The 17,687-nt window shown below is 44.0% G+C and carries 14 protein-coding genes; 8 read left to right on the top strand and 6 right to left on the bottom strand.

The window, feature by feature from the left end; translation table 11 throughout:
* Window positions 1-43: 43 nt before the first annotated feature.
* The 4 genes from AB4249_RS06515 to AB4249_RS06500 all read left to right on the top strand — a co-directional run bounded on the left by AB4249_RS06515 (window position 44) and on the right by AB4249_RS06500 (window position 3,370).
* Window positions 44-277 (top strand): DUF3389 domain-containing protein, encoded by a 234-nt coding sequence (locus AB4249_RS06515; RefSeq protein ID WP_004730938.1) that lies wholly within the window; start codon window positions 44-46, stop codon window positions 275-277.
* A gap of 154 nt (window positions 278-431) precedes the next feature.
* On the top strand, window positions 432-2,123 hold the full coding sequence (locus AB4249_RS06510) for an SgrR family transcriptional regulator (RefSeq protein WP_108149695.1): 1,692 nt from the start codon (window positions 432-434) through the stop codon (window positions 2,121-2,123).
* A gap of 65 nt (window positions 2,124-2,188) precedes the next feature.
* Complete coding sequence (locus AB4249_RS06505; RefSeq protein WP_372102585.1) at window positions 2,189-3,097, top strand: DMT family transporter; 909 nt, start codon at window positions 2,189-2,191, stop codon at window positions 3,095-3,097.
* Window positions 3,098-3,118: 21 nt separating this feature from the next.
* On the top strand, window positions 3,119-3,370 hold the full coding sequence (locus AB4249_RS06500; protein ID WP_004730943.1) for a hypothetical protein: 252 nt from the start codon (window positions 3,119-3,121) through the stop codon (window positions 3,368-3,370).
* An 82-nt stretch (window positions 3,371-3,452) separates the two neighbouring features.
* Here the strand turns inward: AB4249_RS06500 and AB4249_RS06495 are convergent, their stop codons facing one another.
* Window positions 3,453-4,058 carry a DUF2238 domain-containing protein gene (locus tag AB4249_RS06495; protein ID WP_372102582.1) on the bottom strand — a complete coding sequence of 202 codons (606 nt, stop codon included), beginning with the start codon at window positions 4,056-4,058 and terminating at the stop codon, window positions 3,453-3,455.
* Between the two features lie 201 nt (window positions 4,059-4,259).
* Between AB4249_RS06495 and AB4249_RS06490 the strand changes: the two genes are divergently transcribed.
* Window positions 4,260-5,099, top strand: a complete 840-nt coding sequence (locus tag AB4249_RS06490; RefSeq protein WP_017060073.1) for an isopenicillin N synthase family oxygenase — start codon at window positions 4,260-4,262, stop codon at window positions 5,097-5,099.
* Between the two features lie 575 nt (window positions 5,100-5,674).
* Window positions 5,675-6,295 carry a DNA-J related domain-containing protein gene (locus AB4249_RS06485; protein ID WP_029235236.1) on the top strand — a complete coding sequence of 207 codons (621 nt, stop codon included), beginning with the start codon at window positions 5,675-5,677 and terminating at the stop codon, window positions 6,293-6,295.
* A gap of 145 nt (window positions 6,296-6,440) precedes the next feature.
* Here AB4249_RS06485 and mrdA read toward each other — a convergent pair whose 3' ends face one another.
* From mrdA to AB4249_RS06460, 5 genes are all read right to left on the bottom strand, one after another.
* Window positions 6,441-8,339 carry a penicillin-binding protein 2 gene (mrdA, locus tag AB4249_RS06480; protein WP_372102580.1) on the bottom strand — a complete coding sequence of 633 codons (1,899 nt, stop codon included), beginning with the start codon at window positions 8,337-8,339 and terminating at the stop codon, window positions 6,441-6,443.
* Between the two features lie 376 nt (window positions 8,340-8,715).
* Window positions 8,716-10,371 (bottom strand): ABC-ATPase domain-containing protein, encoded by a 1,656-nt coding sequence (locus tag AB4249_RS06475; RefSeq protein WP_017060076.1) that lies wholly within the window; start codon window positions 10,369-10,371, stop codon window positions 8,716-8,718.
* A gap of 120 nt (window positions 10,372-10,491) precedes the next feature.
* Entirely contained in the window at window positions 10,492-12,399 is a 1,908-nt protein-coding gene (locus AB4249_RS06470) for an EAL domain-containing protein (protein WP_372102578.1), read from the bottom strand.
* Window positions 12,400-12,578: 179 nt separating this feature from the next.
* Complete coding sequence (gene fabV, locus AB4249_RS06465) at window positions 12,579-13,778, bottom strand: enoyl-ACP reductase FabV (RefSeq protein ID WP_372102576.1); 1,200 nt, start codon at window positions 13,776-13,778, stop codon at window positions 12,579-12,581.
* An 81-nt stretch (window positions 13,779-13,859) separates the two neighbouring features.
* Window positions 13,860-14,483 (bottom strand): arylesterase, encoded by a 624-nt coding sequence (locus AB4249_RS06460; protein WP_017069908.1) that lies wholly within the window; start codon window positions 14,481-14,483, stop codon window positions 13,860-13,862.
* Between AB4249_RS06460 and AB4249_RS06455 the strand changes: the two genes are divergently transcribed.
* Complete coding sequence (locus tag AB4249_RS06455; protein WP_004730959.1) at window positions 14,482-15,156, top strand: ABC transporter ATP-binding protein; 675 nt, start codon at window positions 14,482-14,484, stop codon at window positions 15,154-15,156. The two genes, AB4249_RS06460 and AB4249_RS06455, sit on opposite strands and share 2 nt — an antisense overlap.
* A 1-nt stretch (window position 15,157) precedes the next feature.
* Complete coding sequence (locus tag AB4249_RS06450; protein WP_372102574.1) at window positions 15,158-17,596, top strand: ABC transporter permease; 2,439 nt, start codon at window positions 15,158-15,160, stop codon at window positions 17,594-17,596.
* Window positions 17,597-17,687 lie beyond the last annotated feature (91 nt).

Here is a 17,687-nt window from a genome sequence, read left to right as displayed (position 1 = left end):
GAAAATAGTAATTTGTATTTCAAAGAAGTAGCTAGAGAAACCGATGGTCATAACGTTTAAAAGTGGAAAAGTTATCGCAACCGCACATGAGCTGGTTGTTCGTTTAGATGGTGAACATAGAGTCACGCTGCAAGCGCAAGTTGATGCGATTCAATTAATTGGAAAAGGGGCAAATGTCATTTCGGCGAATGGCTCTGAGTGCAAGTGGTCAATTAAATTAGATAATGAACAACAGCTTCGTGACATCGCCAATGAAATCGGCTGCGATGTGATGTAACCGTATGCTGCAAAAGTACTTAGCCATTCTGTTTGAATAACATCTTGGGACGTCATACCCAATAATTCGCAATAAAAACACGTCAGTAAGATTGATTTTACGTCTTAAAATAGGGAAACTGAATTCAATGTCCTTTGAATAAGTTTTCCTCTTTATGAGCAGCCCAAGACTTCGCGTTCAATTTGAAACCCTGTTTGAATACTTCGATGGTAAAGATTCTGATGTTCAGCTCGATGACATAACAGATGTACTCTGTTGTACGCGTCGTAATGCAAGAATGGTACTCAACAAACTTGAAGAACAAGGCTGGGTAGAATGGTTACCGGCGGCAGGCCGAGGTAAGTTATCTCAACTTATCTTTAAGCAGAATCGTTGCGATGTCAGTGAAAACTTAGCGAGGCGGTACTTACAGGAAGGTAAAATTGGTCAGGCGCTGTCAGTGCTTGACCACAATGCTGCCAAGCTTACTCAGGTTATTCAAAACTATTTGGGTGTGCAATATCAAGAAGGTGAGCAGGTCATTCGTCTGCCTTATTACCGACCGCTCTCAATGCTTAACCCGACAAAATCGATGCGACGTTCAGAGCAGCATATTGCCTGCCAAGTCTTCAGTGGGTTAACGCGATTGGATGAAAATGATCAGTTACAACCCGATCTTGCTCATTCATGGCAAAAAATCAGTGACTATCAATGGCGATTCTTCTTAAGACCGGGTGTCCGTTTTCATAACGGGGAGCCTCTATTAACGAATCATGTTGTCGACACGCTTCTTGCGCTCGAACCACTCAACTTGTTCTCGCATATTAAAGATGTCTCTTCACCCGCAAATTGCGTGGTCGATGTCTTCTTAACGCGCCCAGACAAGTATTTCCCACTCGCGCTTACGGAGTCGGTCGCTAAGGTCACTTTGCCGATGATTTTACGTGGCGAAGACTACGATGTTCGACCAATTGGTACGGGGCCGTATCGCATTGAGAAGAACGATGAGAAGCAACTTGTACTAACGGCTTTCAACGGATACTTTGGTTTCAGGCCGTTGATTGATCGCGTTGAGGTTTGGGTGGTTGATGAGGCGTATTCTTCTATGGTTTACCCAAGTCTTTCGAAACCGGTAATGGCCGACCGTGGTGATAGTGATGAAGTAGAGCTTGATCCCGGCTGTACGTATTTACTGTTGAATAGAAAGAAGGGCATCGCACAAGATCCCGCATGGGCGGATTTTTTGTCTAACGCATTGAATGCAGCTGATCTGTTTGTTCATATCCCAAAAGAGACCGTCATCGATTTGGGCGTTCTACACGCCTATGGGATAAAACCTGGTTGGTATGACATAAAGTTAAACACGCCGGTCTGTCCACCAGCAAATGCGAAACCAACCATTAGATTGGCGTACCAATGCCAACACCCGATGTTCCCAACACTTGCCAAAGCGATTGTCACCGTGTTGAAGCAATATAATGTCGATGTTGAGCTTATCGGTTACGAAACCGATCCTCCACACGCCGATAATGTTGATATTTGGATTAATCCTATGGGTATCGCTAACAACAGAGACGATGCATTGGCTGGCTGGTTAATGGACTACAGTTTTCTTGATGAATCTAGCCCAGCTGAAGATTTCGACCAATGGTGTCACATGATTGATCGTTGGCGTTCAGGCGAATTCGAGCAATTCCCAGCACGACAGTTAGGTAAACAACTGGTGCAAAGCAATCAGTTAATTCCGATGTTCCACTGTTGGTTGGGCGTTAACAAAGATCAATGTGGTACGTTGCAGAACGCAAAATGTAATGCATTAGGTTGGTTCGACTTTAGTCAAGTTTGGGTGAAGCCTGACGTTGATTGAAATCTAACGTTGATTGAAACCCAAGAACACTTATTAGGACCAAACAACTCAATTAGGACAAAACGATGCAAACTGTGATGGTTACATTTATTACGCTGGTGGCCTTTGCTGCTAATTCAGTTTTGTGTCGCTGGGCTTTGATGGATCAAACGATTGATCCTTTGAGCTTTTCGATCGTGCGCATCTTGTCTGGTGCGCTTACACTTCTGATTTTATTCACTTTATCTTCCCAACCTAAGCATAAACAGGAGCTAGCAAACAACAGCACATCGGTATATACAAAGCTAAAGTCACAGTTTCAATTCACATCAATATTGTCACTGCTTGTGTATATGTTTGGCTTCTCATTCGCTTACTTAAAGCTTGGCGCAGGTCTTGGTGCGCTGGTGTTGTTTGTCGCAGTACAATTTACGATGATTGCCGCGCACTTGTTCTCTGGAAACAGAATGTCATTACTTGAGTGGGGCGGATGTTTGTTATCGGTGGCAGGGCTTGTTTACTTGTTAATGCCAACTGAATCGACACAGGCACCAGACTTAGTTTCTATCGTCTTGATGTCTCTGGCCGGAGTTGGGTGGGGTATTTACACATTGGCAGGAAAGAAATCTTTAGACGCACTGCAATCAACGACCGCTAACTTTGGATTTAGCTCGCTAGTTATCCTTGCAGGTTTAAGCCTTCTAGTTGTAATACCTAATGCAATGCCTCAAGTCTCTATCACTGAGCAAGGTTTGATTTACGCGGTTATATCGGGCTCGGTGGCTTCTGGTGTGGGTTATAGTTTGTGGTATTACGTGGTGAAAAAACTGAATACAGTGGTCGCATCCATCGCACAGCTTTCTGTGCCGGTTATCGCGACACTCGGTGGCGTCTTGTTACTCTCCGAGCCGGTCACCATGCAATTCATTATCTCATCGACCGTTATTTTACTCGGGATAAGCTTGGTTCTTGTCGCACCTAAACTTAAGAAATAGAGAGTTCAATCATTAACTTCTATGGCTAAACCAAACAAGAAACAACCGACCAAAACGGTTCAGATTTTCTGTGCGAAATGCAAAGCGCAACTTTTTAAGTATCGGAAAGGTGGCAAAGGTGCACTCGTGAAGTGTTTTAAGGAACGTATTGTTGAAGACTTCACTAAAGAGCCATGTGTATGCCCTGAATGCGGGATTGAATTTGCGCGGGATACCTTGGTTCGAGGTACGCCAGCCTACAAGTTTGTTGGTGGCAAGGTAACGATGAAATAACCCGTCACGGTGAAACAAAAAATGCCACAGCACAGTTTGTGTTTGGCATTTCAACGTTACTTTTGATACTCAGAATAAAGCTTTAAGCTCTAACGCGCCCTTGAAGTTTCAGAAGTAATAGCGAGACAATAGCACCCGTTGTATCACACAGCATATCTTTCTGCGCATCCCAAATATCACCTTGTGAGCCAAGGAACGCGATACCTTCATCACCACCTGCAATTTCCGCGTACCACCACTCAATAATCTCATAACCTGCTGCAACACTCATGATCGCAAATAGGGCAAAGAAACATGCCAGTACCGGTTGAGCCAGTTTCTTACGAATCAAATACTCAGCGAGTGGGTAGGCGTAAAGGCCAATAGAGAAATGCGCGACACGGTCAAAATTATTACGTTCAGAGCCAATCATGTTGTTAAACCATTCAAATGGCACTTCTGCGAAGGTATATTTCGCGCCAATCGTATGTAACATCAGCCAGATAAACATCAAAATATAGGCAGTCTTAGTAAAGGTGAGCTTGGTTGATAGCCACCAGATACCCACTAATATCGCTAGAGCCGGGATAATTTCGGCAATCCATACTGCTCTTGAAGAGGGAGCGAACGCTGAAAATAGAAACACAGTCAGATACAGCGTCGTCAATGACAGCAATGGTCGATTTTGAGCAAGTGGCGTGATTGTCATATCAAGATCTCTCGTCGAAGTTTTTAATAGTGTTACACAATAATGAACAGTGTTCAATTGGGTCTTAATCACCAGATTTGTTGAAAAGTGGTGTTATCGCCCAGTATCTAGACAAACGGTTGCTAGAGTTTCACAAAAGTTTGATTTACAACAAAGCGATCCTTAAAATCGCTCTATTACTACATAACAAGAAAGAAAGTCATGAAACTGGAAACTGTCGATTACCTTGCTGACGACGCAGCAGAACAATTTGTTCGCTCTCTACGTGAAACTGGTTTTGGTGTTCTTAAGAACCACCCAATCCCGAAAGAGCTTGTTGAGTCAATTTACGAAAACTGGTACCAATTCTTCATCTCTGAAGAGAAAGAGAACTTCCACTTTAATGTTGAAACACAAGATGGATATTTTCCACCTTCAGTGTCTGAAGTTGCTAAAGGCCACACTGTAAAAGACATCAAAGAGTACTTTCACGTATACCCTTGGGGCCAAATCCCTGAACAGCTGAAAGAACAGATTCTAGATTACTACCAACGTGCGAATGCTTTTGCTCAAGAGCTGCTAGGTTGGGTTGAAGCTCATGCTCCTAAAGAAGTACAAGAGAAATTCTCTATTGCGTTATCAGAAATGATCAACGGCAGTGAACAGACTCTGCTTCGTGTTCTTCACTACCCACCAATGCAAGGTGATGAAGAGCCAGGTGCAATCCGCGCTGCGGCACACGAAGACATCAACTTACTGACGGTTCTTCCTGCTGCAAGCGAGCCGGGCCTTCAAGTTAAAGCTCAAAATGACGAGTGGCTAGATGTTCCATGTGACTTCGGTAACATGATCATCAACATCGGTGACATGCTTCAAGAAGCATCTGGTGGTTACTTCCCATCGACAACTCACCGTGTAATCAACCCATCAGGTGAACGCCAAGAGAAGTCTCGTATCTCTTTGCCTCTATTCCTTCACCCGAAACCAGAAGTAGTGCTATCTGAAAAGTACACAGCAAACGAATACCTAATGGAACGTCTAAGAGAGCTTGGCGTTATCTAGTCAGTTCAATGCTTCGTCCCTAAAATTGGGATAGATGTGAAAGGTCAGCTAAGTCGCTGACCTTTTTTGTATCCGTACCAAAGAATTGCGGCTTTATTACTAGGGCGTGTTGATCTTTCGAGCTGATTTTTGCAGCGAGTTGCTGGGTATTTATACAAGGCAGAGGCATCGATGTGTAGCTAGCCTACATGAGAAGCCGATAACGTAGTAGAAATGACCAGCAAACGCTGCCCGAAGGGTTCGGCTAAAAGCGTTTTACTCTTTGTTGAGGGAGATTTGCTTAGAATGACTAGGCTACTTCTCCCTCGCCGCGATTAAAACGCTTTTATCTCGAACAAAATTTAACCGCGAAAGGTCAACACGCCCTAATGGTTGTATTCAACGAAATGGTACTCAGTTTTGACGATAAAAGGTGCCTTTAAGCCAAACGTTAGAAAGTTGTTTGTCCTTAAGCTCGACAAATCTTAGAAAATCGCTTTCAATTAAAGAAGATACGCAACGGATGCGAAACAGGTTACTTATAGTATCCACAGTTCTAGAAATCCATTAATTCAGAGAAGCTAACTGAGTCAACTATGTCGAATTATCAAGATGTGAGAGCAAACTTTCATTGCCATATGGAAAACCCATTGCTTTGGCCGATAATGGAAGTGCTTAAGCAAAAGCCAAGCGGATGGAAAGTACACACATTGGCAGCTCATCTGAACGATCTTGGGTTTGTGCCAGTGTTGGATGCTGTGCCTGAGAAAGAGTTGTTTAAAAAGAACTTCCTTATCATGAATGCGCTTTATCAGCTTCAAGAAACCTTACACCCAGATGGTTGGCTCCAAGTCCAAGCGATGGACATCGAATTGATGAATGGTCGTTATCACGGAAGCAGTCACAGCATCGATCATCAAGACCCACTTCGAGAATACTACATTAATTGGGTTAACTATGAAGCGGATGAAGGTGAAGTCAAAAGGCTGTTGAACGAATTTTGGACTCGGTATAGAAAGTATGTGGGTGGTGATGAACTCGATATGGATCGAAGTCGAGCATTGAACCTGTTTGAGTTACCTTTAGGCGCGACACACCATGAAATTAGAAAACGTTGGCGACAACTGGCATTGAGATGGCATCCGGACAGAGACGAAGGCAACACCGCAAAATTTCAGACGCTCTGTGAAGCATGGCATGTATTAAGAAGCTCATAATCGAGAGGCATTTCTAGCTGTCTAATTGCTCAGAACCCTAAAACGGAAAGCCCCACATTGTGAGTGATACAAGTGGGGCTTTGTCGTCATTACGTTATGTTTTGGGTAACTACGTTATGTGCTGTAGCGACTTAAGTTATTGGTGTTAGGAGTGATCTTTGCTCTCACCACTTTTATGTTCAAAGGCATAGTCGAGTACTTTACGGATATAAGGCGCACCAACTTTTGAGCCACCGTTACCGTGTTCAATAACCACAGTTGCGACATATTCAGGGTGTTCATACGGTGCGAAAGCCGTGTAAAGCGCATGGTCAAGCAAGTGTCTAGCGAGTTTCTTCGAGTTGTAGACCTGGTCTTTCGCAAGATCAAAGACTTGTGCAGTTCCTGATTTACCGCCGCTCGTGTATTCAGTTCCCTTAAATGCACGTCTGCCGCTGCCTCGATTACCGTGGTTTACGAGTCGCATCGCATTGATTGGCACATCCCAAATTCTATCCGGTACTTCGGTGATTGAGGGCATTGGCTCCGGTTCGACAAGTTGTTGTGTACTGAAATCTTCCCCATGATCTAAGGTGGCTCTTAAGATATGAGGTGGCATCACCTTACCATGATTAACCAATACTGACGTTGCTTTAGCAAGTTGCATAGGTGTCGATGTCCAATAACCTTGGCCAATACCAATCGGAACTGTGTCACCCTGATACCAAGGGGTGCGATAACGCATCATCTTCCATTCTCGAGTCGGCATGTTGGCGGTACTTTCTTCAAAGATATCAATGCCTGTCGGTTCACCAAATCCAAATCGGTTCATCCAACTTGAAATTCGGTCAATACCCAAATCGAAAGCGGTTTGATAGAAGAATGAATCTACCGACTCTTCAATGGCTTGAGTGACATCGACAGGTCCGTGACCCCAACGTTTCCAGTCACGCCACGATTTAGAGTTTCGTTTAGAGCCAGGAATTCTCCAAACGCCATGGTCGTTACGGATGGTATCTTCAGAGATGACATGTTCTTGCAGTCCTGCCACAGCCATAAATGGTTTAACGGTTGAGGCAGGAGGATAAACGCCTAGAGTGGTGCGGTTAACCAACGGGTGAGCCGGATCATTCAATAAACGTTGGTAGTTCTTACTCGAAATGCCGTCGACAAATAGGTTAGGGTCGTAACTCGGGCTTGATGCCATCGCCAACACGCTGTTGTCTTTCGGATCGAGAATAACCGCGCTTCCAGTTCGGTGATCAAGTTGCTCAAAGACGTATTTTTGCAGCTCAAGGTCAATATTTAACACGATATCTTTGCCGGCTACTGGCGGCACGTACTCAATGGTTCGGACTATTCGCCCACGGCTGTTTACTTCGACTTCTTGATAACCTTTGGTGCCGTGCAGAATATCTTCGTAATAACGTTCAACACCCAGTTTTCCTATGATTGTTGTAGCTTGATAATTCGCTTCTATCCCTTGTTCTTCAAGCTTTCTGAGATCGCTATCATTGATGTGCGCCACGTAACCAAGAACATGGGTAAGCACCTCACCATTCGGGTAAAAACGCTTTAAGCTGGTATCGATAGATAAGCCGGGGAACTGGTACTGGTGCACGGAGAACTTGGCGATCTCTTCCTCCGTTAAGTTCTCTAGAATAGTCACAGATTTAAAACGGCGGGTGTTGTGATAGCGTTTTTTGAAACGAGCGATCTGCTCTGCATCACGGGGGACATATTTGTCTAGCTTGGTGAGCATTGCATCGACATCATCGGTTTGCTCAGGAATCATGGTTAGATCAAAGACAAGCTTGTTCTCTGCAAGCAACACGCCGTTACGGTCGTAAATAAGTCCACGAGTAGGGGCGATAGGTAATACTTTGATTCTGTTGCCATCGGCACGAGTTTGATAGCTTTTAAAATTTTCAACTTGAAGTCGGTATAGATTGCCGACTAAGACAAGAGTGAACATCAAGATCCCACAAAACGCGACGATGACGCGGTTTTTGAATAGGTTCACTTCGATTTTATGGTCACGCATCTTAACGCGTTTATGATTCATTGAAGCCTCAAGGGTCTGTTACATTTGGTTACACTTGTCGAATCGGGACTTTATCTGAATATCACTAGGGTTTTGTAAAAGCTGTGTCATGTTTTGAGGGATCGACAGCATTAGATGGCGGTAAACAGTGCCTTTAATTTTCTCATTACAAAAGATGATAAGTAATTGTTGTAAAGATTGGTTTTATGAATTTATAAAGTTCAAGAGTTTTGACGACACTAGAGGTTAGGTTAAAAGAGGTTAGATAAATTTACGGCCCTCAGAATGAGAGCCGTAGAAGGTTAATTTGCTTATTTAGTGGCTTAGAAGCTTTAGTAAATTAGAAGATTAAAACTTCAAAAACCTAGAAGCACAATAAATCCGATATTTAACGAAATCAGTTCGAAGGCTTGAACTGAGATTTACGCATACGGTTCAGAGCAGCCATCACATCTAACGTTCTTGGTTTCGCTAGGTCACCGTAGTTAGGCATGTTAGCGTGCCATTCGTTTTCTAAAATAGCGTTAAACTCTTTAGCAGGGTTGTTTGACCAACCTGGAGTTTGTGCGAATTGGAACCAAGCCCAACCGATCGCATTCACTTCAGACGGTGATTCTAATTGCTCAAGCGCAGAAAGGTCTGCAAACTCTTTACCAAAACGCAGTGACTCTTTGCCTTTAGCATTAACACGGAATTTACCGTCAGTCAGAATGTTCATCAGTGAAGCACGGTTCAATGAACGCGGTACAAACGTTTCTAAAGCAGTTTCACATTCGTTAGTACGCTGAGTAGGGTGCTGAGCAATCACGTCTTTTGCTTTTTCAGTCACATCTACCGCTTGGTAGTCGTGCATTTGAATCACAGTGTTCGCGACATCTAGGTAATCACCAGAGCCACCCATTACAACAATGGTAGAGATATCCATCTCTTCACGAAGCTGACCAATGCGGTCGACAAGTGGTGTGATTGGCTCATCGCCTTTTGACACTAGCGCTTGCATACGCTCGTCACGAATCATGAAGTTAGTCGCTGACGTATCTTCATCGATAAGTAGAGTTTGAACGCCGGCTTCAATCGATTCTTGTAACCAAGCCGCTTGAGACGTAGAACCTGACGCATCTTGTGTGCTGAAGTCAGATGTGTCTTTCTGCATTGGTAAATGGTTGATGTAGTTTGACAGGTTCAAGCTGTGCACACATCGACCATCTTCAGCGCGGATCTTCATCGTATCAATCGCAGTTACAATGCCTTCGCGACCGTCACCAGGAATATGGTTGTAGATAGAACGTTCAACGGCGTTCAACAGTGTCGATTTACCATGGAAACCACCACCAACGATCAGCGTAATGCCTTTTGGAATGCCTAGTCCGGTCACGTCACCTTGGTTTGGAGTATTTAACGTAACACTCAATGATTCTGGAGCCGCGAAAGGTACCGCGTCTTTCATTGGAAGGTCGCAGTTACCCGCGATACGAGGTAACACACTGCCGTTTGCAACGAAAGCGGCTAGGTTGTTTTCATCCAATTGAGCACGCAGCGCTTCTTGGTCTTCAATCGTTTCACAATGTTTGATCATTGCATCGATGTTTAACTCACGCTCAAGCGTCGCGCGACGAATAAACTTCGGTAAGTAGAAAGTGATGATGTTGTTCGCTTTCTTAGCAAGAATGCTACGACCATCAGCTGGTAAATTAATACGGAAACGAATTTCGATGCCGTGGTCTGTGAATACAACAGCTGTGTTGTCTAATACGGTTTGACCCGTCAGCGCGATAGAAACGGTCGACTCTTGTTTCGCGAACTCAGAGAAGCTACGTGCGATAAAGTCACGAGCGGCTACTTGGTATTCGTAAGATTTTTCTTTCAGCCAATCTAACCCGGTCAAAGACCACGCGCGCGTTGCACGAAAACGAGAAGCTGACGCGTATGGGTCACCTTGGATGTGGTCGATGTGTAATTCAAAATCAGCAAAGTCGTATTGACCTTTAATTTGTTGATATGCACGGTAGTTTTGTTTTTCGAGCTTTTTAAGCTTTGCAGTCAACTGATCCATAACGAGGAATGCCTATATAAGGGGAAAGATAAAAACAGAAAGGCGGCGATTATAAAAATCACCACCTTTAGAGTAAAGAGAAAGTAGGCCTAAATCCAAAACTAACTGCTCTTTTTCGCTTTAAGCGTAACGAGTTGTCCCCAAATAGTTTTGATTGATTAAGCTGTGTTCGAATTCTTGGCTCGGCATTGGTCTTCCGTAAAGGTAACCTTGGCCCACATCGCAGCCTTCGTTAATAATAAATTGCTCCTGAACCTCCGTTTCTATGCCTTCAATCGTCACTTTTAAGTCGAGCTTTTTGGCAATTTGGACAATAGAACGAACAATTTCCGAGTCTTCGTGTGAGTTGAGCATTTGGTCGATAAAGCTCTTATCAATCTTAATGGTGTCGAATGGGAACTTCTTCAGATAACTGAAGGAGGCGTAGCCCGTACCGAAGTCATCTAGTGACAATGTAACGCCAATATCGTGCAAAGATCCCAAGGTATTCTTGGCAACCACTTCATCTGCTATCAGTCCACTCTCCGTAACTTCAAGTTCTAAGAAACGAGGCTCTAAATGATAGGTTTCGAGTAGGTGAACCACTTGTTCCGCAAAGTGTACGTTCTTGAGTTGAATTGCAGACACATTCACAGCCATCTTGAAATCTTCAACGTATTCGGACCACTCTTTGGCTTTTTCAATCGCATTGCGTAAAACAAAGCTGCCCACTTCGAAAATCAAACCGTTTTGTTCAGCCATGTGGATCAGGGTTTCGTTAGAGATATCACCCAAAACAGGATGTCGCCAACGAAGCAAAGCTTCAGCACCGACCCAGCGATGCGTCAACGGGCTAACTTTGGGTTGAAAGTAGAGCATAAGGTCATCATTACGAACGGCTTGAAGCAAATAGCCTTCGATCTTATTAATGTGAGTTTGTTCTTCGGTATGGGATTGAGAGTAGTAAGCGAACTTTTGTCCTGAATCTTTGCAGGCTAACATCGCTTCAGAAGATTTCTGCAGAATGCTTTCCGCGTCATCTTCGTCGTTCGTAATTGCAATCCCAATAAACGCGTGCAAATGCACTTTGTCACTTTCGATGTCGAATTCTGAATGACCAACTTTAACGAGCGTCTGGCAAAGTTCTTCAAGGCGATGGTGTAAATCTTTAACGCTAAACGCCAATACGAGGTCAACCGAAGTAGGGCGTGCAGTTAATACATCGATATCAGAAATACAGTCGATGCGTTTTCGGTACTCAACAAGCACTTGGTCTAACGCGTTATAGCCGTAGCGTGCTTGTATGCGTCTACCGTTGGTAAAACCAATATGAACGACTGCAAATGAGCTGTCTGCCAGCCTTCTCTGTGACAGTAGCTTGTGGTTTAAGCGAGATTCAAATGCGTTTCGGTTTAAAAAGCCGGTGCCGAGGTCGTGATTCTTTTGGAAGTTAATCTTCTGTTCAGCCGCTTTTCGTTTATCAATTTCTTGATTCAACGAGTAATTAAGGCTCGCGAGATCTTTAGTGCGATTGTAAACGCGGTTTTTTAGGTCGCGATTCATTTGGGTAAGCTTGGCGTGTTGGAATAGGGTTTTAAGCTGAGATTCAATCGAAGTCCGAAAGCTCTCTAACAGTTTGATATAAGTAGGGGTGTAGTGATTCTCTTTCGAGTCCAAGATACAAATGGTGCCAAACAGTTCACCGTTAGGCCAAAGTAATGGAATACCACAATAGGAGACTAAGCCGAGTTTGATGTCTGGGTTGTTGTCCCACTTAGGATCGGCAAGCGCGTTAGGCACAAGAAGCTGTCGTTGAGTTTCCATCACTGTTTCGCAGTACAGCCCATTCCCCAGCGTTTCAGAATCACCTTTGTTGTATGGGTTGTTCTCGCTACGACTGGTTGAAAAAACTTCAATGTAATTGGCGTGAACACGCATGATTAGTGCTGCGGGCACTTGAGTAATTTGAGCTAAGAGGTCGACAATATTCTGCCAACCGTGCTCCATATCGTCTGGGATATCTAAATCGAGAGTTTTTATTTTCTTCATATGACTCCGAGTCAATTATGCTAAATGCATCAACACATCCTGTGTTAATTATGATGAACCAAAGAAAACTGTGAATCTTACGTTAACTAAGTATAAGAAATGTTGCACGAAAAAACCTCCGCAATTATGCAGAGGTTTTCAAATGTGAATCCGGGTCTCAGTAATGAGATAATTTTAGATTAAGGCTTTAACTTTATAAAATCTTCTGTATTAAGTTTCTGGCTATAATCTACCGATGGTTGAGCAAACCCATTTAATTGTAGAAATTCTTCTTTAAACCCTTGGTAATCCCCTAAGGTTTGGAAGTTATTTTCGTCCATCTTTTCTAGCAGTTCAGTTACGTGCGCTTGGGTTTCTGGGTCTAATTCCCAATCATCCATACGGATCAATCGCTCACCATCAAGTGGTACTTTGGATTGACCATAAAGTTTACTGCCAAACAGACGCTGCATTTGTTGGATACAACCTTCGTGGGTCTCTTTCTCTTTCATCACCTTATACAAAGCAAGTAAGTAAGGGCTTAATCCAGGGATGAAAACGCTCGCTTTAGTGACTAGGGCTTTACATACCGCCGCGTAAGCGTTGCCATCAAAGTTAGCTAATTCTAGATTAAGAGCGTGGCTGGTTTGGTGAAGGTCGATCTTAGCGCGACCTAAAGTACCGTCTAAGTAGATAGGGTGCGTCACTTCAGGGCCAACATAGGAGAAGGCGATCGTCTTACAACCCGGAGCAATAGACTCAGCGTTGATCAGTTCGTCTATCCAGTTTTCCCAATCTTCACCACCCATCACTTTGAGTGTACTTTCAGCTTCTTCTTCTGTTGCAGCGTCGAGCGTGTTGGTCACCCAGTTGTCGTGTTCCAGAGAAATGGTTGCGCCAGTTACGCTTTCACCAATAGGTTTGATGGCAGAGCGCCAAAACTCATCGGAATCTGGTTTAGGACGAACGCCTGCAGCTAAGCTATAGATAATCAGATCCACTTCACCTTCGAAGTAGGTTTCAATGGCTTCGACAACTTGTGAGCGTGTTTCTTGCGAAAATGCGTCGCCAACGATGTTGATAGCAGTGCGTTGCTCTCGTTCGGCTTCTTTTTTGAAGTAGATGTTGTTGTACCAACCAGCACTACCTAGGGATTTTTCGTTTGGACCGCGCTCGAATGAGACGCCGATAGTGTCAGCTTTTGCGCCGCCAAAGGTAAGGGCAATACGAGCGGCAAGGCCAAAGCCTGAGGAAGCGCCGATAATCAGTACTCGTTTAGGGCCATCTTTGATTTGCGGCGCACTCTTAACAAACTTGATTTGTTGCTTTACGGCTTCTTGACAGCCAAGAGGGTGAGCGCTTTTGGCTACCACACCCTTGATAACAGGTTCGATCAGCATAAATAACCTTACAGTTAACGGTGATATGCACTCAGGCTAACGTAAAGCTGTGTAAAATTTATTGAGCTAGACCATTAAAACTTAAAGATACTGATATAATTCTTCGGCGACGAATTCAGCAATCCAAGGTTGAGCTTCTGGTTTTGGATGCAGTCCATCGTTCATCATCCACTCAGGTTTGAGGATGATATGCTCTAGGAAAAACGGCAAAAGTGGCACGTTTTGTTGATCAGCAAGCGCTGCAAAAACGTATTCAAACTGCTGGTTGTAACGCTTTCCGTAATTTGGTGGGATTTTAATCTGCATCATTATAGGTTTGGCGCCCGCAGCTTTTATCTGCTCAATGATCTGCTCAAGATTTGCAGACATCAGCTTAGGTGGGAAACCACGAAGTCCATCATTCGCACCAAGTTCGATAAGAACGGTGTCTGGAGCATGTTCTTCAAGCAATTGTGGTAGGCGGGCTAAACCATTGCCCGTTGTATCACCAGAAATACTCCCGTTAACCACGGTAACCGCTTTATCATGTTTTGCTAGCGCGTCTGGCAACAAACTTGGCCAACTCTGTTTGATATCCATGTTGTAACCAGCACTCAAACTATCGCCAAGTACCAATAACTTTGAATCTTGAGCTGACGCAGAGCCTTGAGCTAAAGAAGCGGTTGAAAATAAAATAAAAAATAAAAAGGAAATTAGTCGAGTCATGCATACATCCATCATTAAAGCAGAAGCTGTTTCCAAGACAGTGTCTACTAATCAAGAACATTTAACAATCCTAGAGCACGTTGATATCGATATTCGTGAAGGCGAAACGGTCGCGATCGTAGGCACGTCTGGTGCGGGTAAATCGACCCTAATGACGCTGCTTGCTGGTCTTGATGTACCAACGAAAGGCGAAATCAGTTTATTAGGACAGCCACTTTCACAGCTTGATGATGAGGCAAGGGCTAAGATTCGCAGTGAATCGGTTGGGTTTGTATTTCAAAGCTTCTTGTTAATTCCAAGTCTTTCTGCGCTGCAAAATGTCACGTTACCTTGTTTGTTAAAGGGAGAAGACGAAGACATCGAACGCGCGACTGCTCTGCTTGAATCAGTAGGCTTGAAAGACAGGCTTGATCACTTACCGTCGCAGCTATCTGGTGGTGAACAACAAAGGGTCGCGTTGGCGCGCGCATTTATGATTAAGCCAAAAATTCTTTTTGCCGATGAACCCACAGGCAACCTAGACCAACAAACGGCAGCCAAAATTGTTGAGTTGTTGTTTGAATTGAACTCATCCCACGGCACAACTTTAGTTTTGGTGACACACGATCCTAAGCTTGCACAACGTTGCCAAAGAACACTCAAGATGCATGTCGGTCAGATAGAGGAAGTCTAAATTGAATTCATCAAACGGACTGAATAAACGCCTGTTTTCATGGAGTATCGAAGAGATTCGACACGGCCAGTTGTGGCCAGTTTCAATCGCTTTAACGCTTATTATTGCTTGTGTATTTGCATTGTCGGCGTTGGCCGAACGTATGGAGCAGGTAATTGTTAAACAGGGCAAAGATGCGCTTACTGCTGATAGCGTGTTTATCTCAGCAAACCCAATTCCGCAATCCTTGTTAGACCTCACTCAAGTTGAACAATTAGAAAGATCTCAGTTGACTCGTTTTTCAACCATGGCATTCAGTGATAACTCAATGCAGTTAGTGACGGTAAAAGCAGTTGAAAGTAATTACCCATTACGCGGTGAAATGATCTTAGAGGGCGCTGATAAAGCATCAAGTAACCATGTTGAGTCGGGTGAACTTTGGCTAGACGAGCGTATATTTGCACAGTTAGAGGTTGAAATTGGTGACAATGTCACTATTGGTGATGCCGATTTAGCGATAACTGGACGAATCACTCAAGAACCAGGCTTAAGCTTTAACCCATTCCAACAAATGCCAGCTGTGCTGATTCATACAAGTGATATCGATGCCACGGGAGCGATTCAACCGGGCAGTCGCGTTAGCTTTAGATTGTTTTTAAATGGTGATGAATCGAAACTCAAAGCCGCACAAGACAGTATCGAACTGACACCAAGTGACCGCTGGCGTACACAAGACTCAGCCAGTCGTACCAACGACATGTTCGAAAGCACCACTCAATACTTATCACTAACGGTAGCTATCGTAGTGATCATGGCTGCGACCACTTTGGTACTCACTTGCCAACATTATGTTGCGAGTCGTCGTAAAACCATCGCGATGCTTAAGAGTTTAGGTGCAAGCAAGCAGTGGATCGTTAAATGGTTGTCTGTACAGGTATCTTTGTTAGTGGTTATCGGTGCAGTACTGGGAATAACCATCGGTATCGGCTTGGAGTTTTTGCTTCGTATACCTCTGGGCGACTTATTACCAACGCCACTTCCTAGCTATGGTATTGAACCTGCAATCTTGGCGATTTTATCAAGCATCCTAATTGGTGTTCCTGCTCTTGGTATCCCGTTAATTGGCTTGGTCAACACCTCGGCAATCAGCGTTATCCAATCAAGTCACCAGTCCAATGAAAGCTACAAGAAATATTTGTTGTTACTGGTACCGATTATTCCAATGATGCTGATGTATGGCGACAATCTATTGGTATGGATAGTTTTAGCGGGTATCGCTTGCCTGTTCTTAGTGCTTGCGGTCGTCAGTACGCTTGTTCTGCGTTTGGTTGGCAAGTTACCGACATCTACGTCTATGCGTTTAGCATTGAGCAGAATTAATCGCACACCTTTAGCAACGGGGATTCAATTTGGCTCTTTAGCACTTTCACTGATGTTGCTGTCTATCATCTGGTTGGTAAGAAGTGATTTACTGTCAGATTGGCAGCAAACCTTACCCGAGAACGCACCAAATGCGTTTGCACTTAACATTGCAAGCTATGAAAAAGACAGTTATCTCGAGACGATTGATGCAAACGAAGTAGAGCGTACTCAAGCGTTTCCAATTATCCGAGGACGACTGACGACGATAAACGGTGTCGAAGCATCGGAATACAGTGATACCTCTGGAGAAACAGACGCACTAAGCCGTGAGATCAACTTCACTTGGGGAGATAGCTTACCTAAGTACAATGAAGTATTAGAAGGCAGCTGGACACAAGAGCATGGCGTATCTGTGGAATCGGATGTCGCGGAGCAACTGGATCTAAAGATTGGCGATGAGCTGTCATTCACAATCAACAGCCAGAATGTTTCTGCCAAGGTGAATAGCATCCGCAAAGTCGAGTGGCGAGAAATGAAGCCGAACTTCTACTTCATTTTTACTCCAGATGTCTTGAGTTCAATCCCTTCTACTTGGCTCGTGAGCTTCAGATTAGAAGAACAACACAATCAGATGCTCAACGAACTCTCTCGAAATCATCCAACCGTGAGTTTGATGGATATTCGCAAGATGGGTAGCAAGATCCAAGAGCTGCTCAAACAGATTGTTTGGTCGATAACGGTACTTGCGGCGTTAGGTGTGGTGGCGGGGCTGTTGCTTATCTTCACTCTATTGCGATTGAGCTTATCTCAAAGACAACAAGAGATACGCTTGTATCGAACATTAGGCGCAAGTAGGAAGCGAATTCTCAATACTATTTGGTGTGAGTACGGGTTAATGGCGTTAGTCGCAGGCTCAATTGCAGCGCTCGGTTCTGAGCTCAGTGTGGCAGGCGTTATGAATTTTGGCTTTGAGTTACAACCTTCACTTCACCCGATGTTGTGGATAGCGCTACCGGTGCTAACGTTCATCACATTAGCCGCGGTAGTGAATAGCTTAATCAAACGTTTGTTGGCACCAGTAAACAAGGATTTTGGCTAGTCGTTAGCGAGATCTAGCCAAGCGCTTAAAACGGTCTAAAAGTGAGATTATTTATACTTAGTCATGCACTATTTATAATACGTCGCTTTAG

The organism is Vibrio sp. 10N.261.55.F4 (assembly GCF_041470465.1).
In the GTDB taxonomy this organism is placed as follows: Bacteria; Pseudomonadota; Gammaproteobacteria; order Enterobacterales; family Vibrionaceae; genus Vibrio; species Vibrio crassostreae_C.
This window is presented reverse-complemented; position numbering and strand designations above follow the sequence as displayed.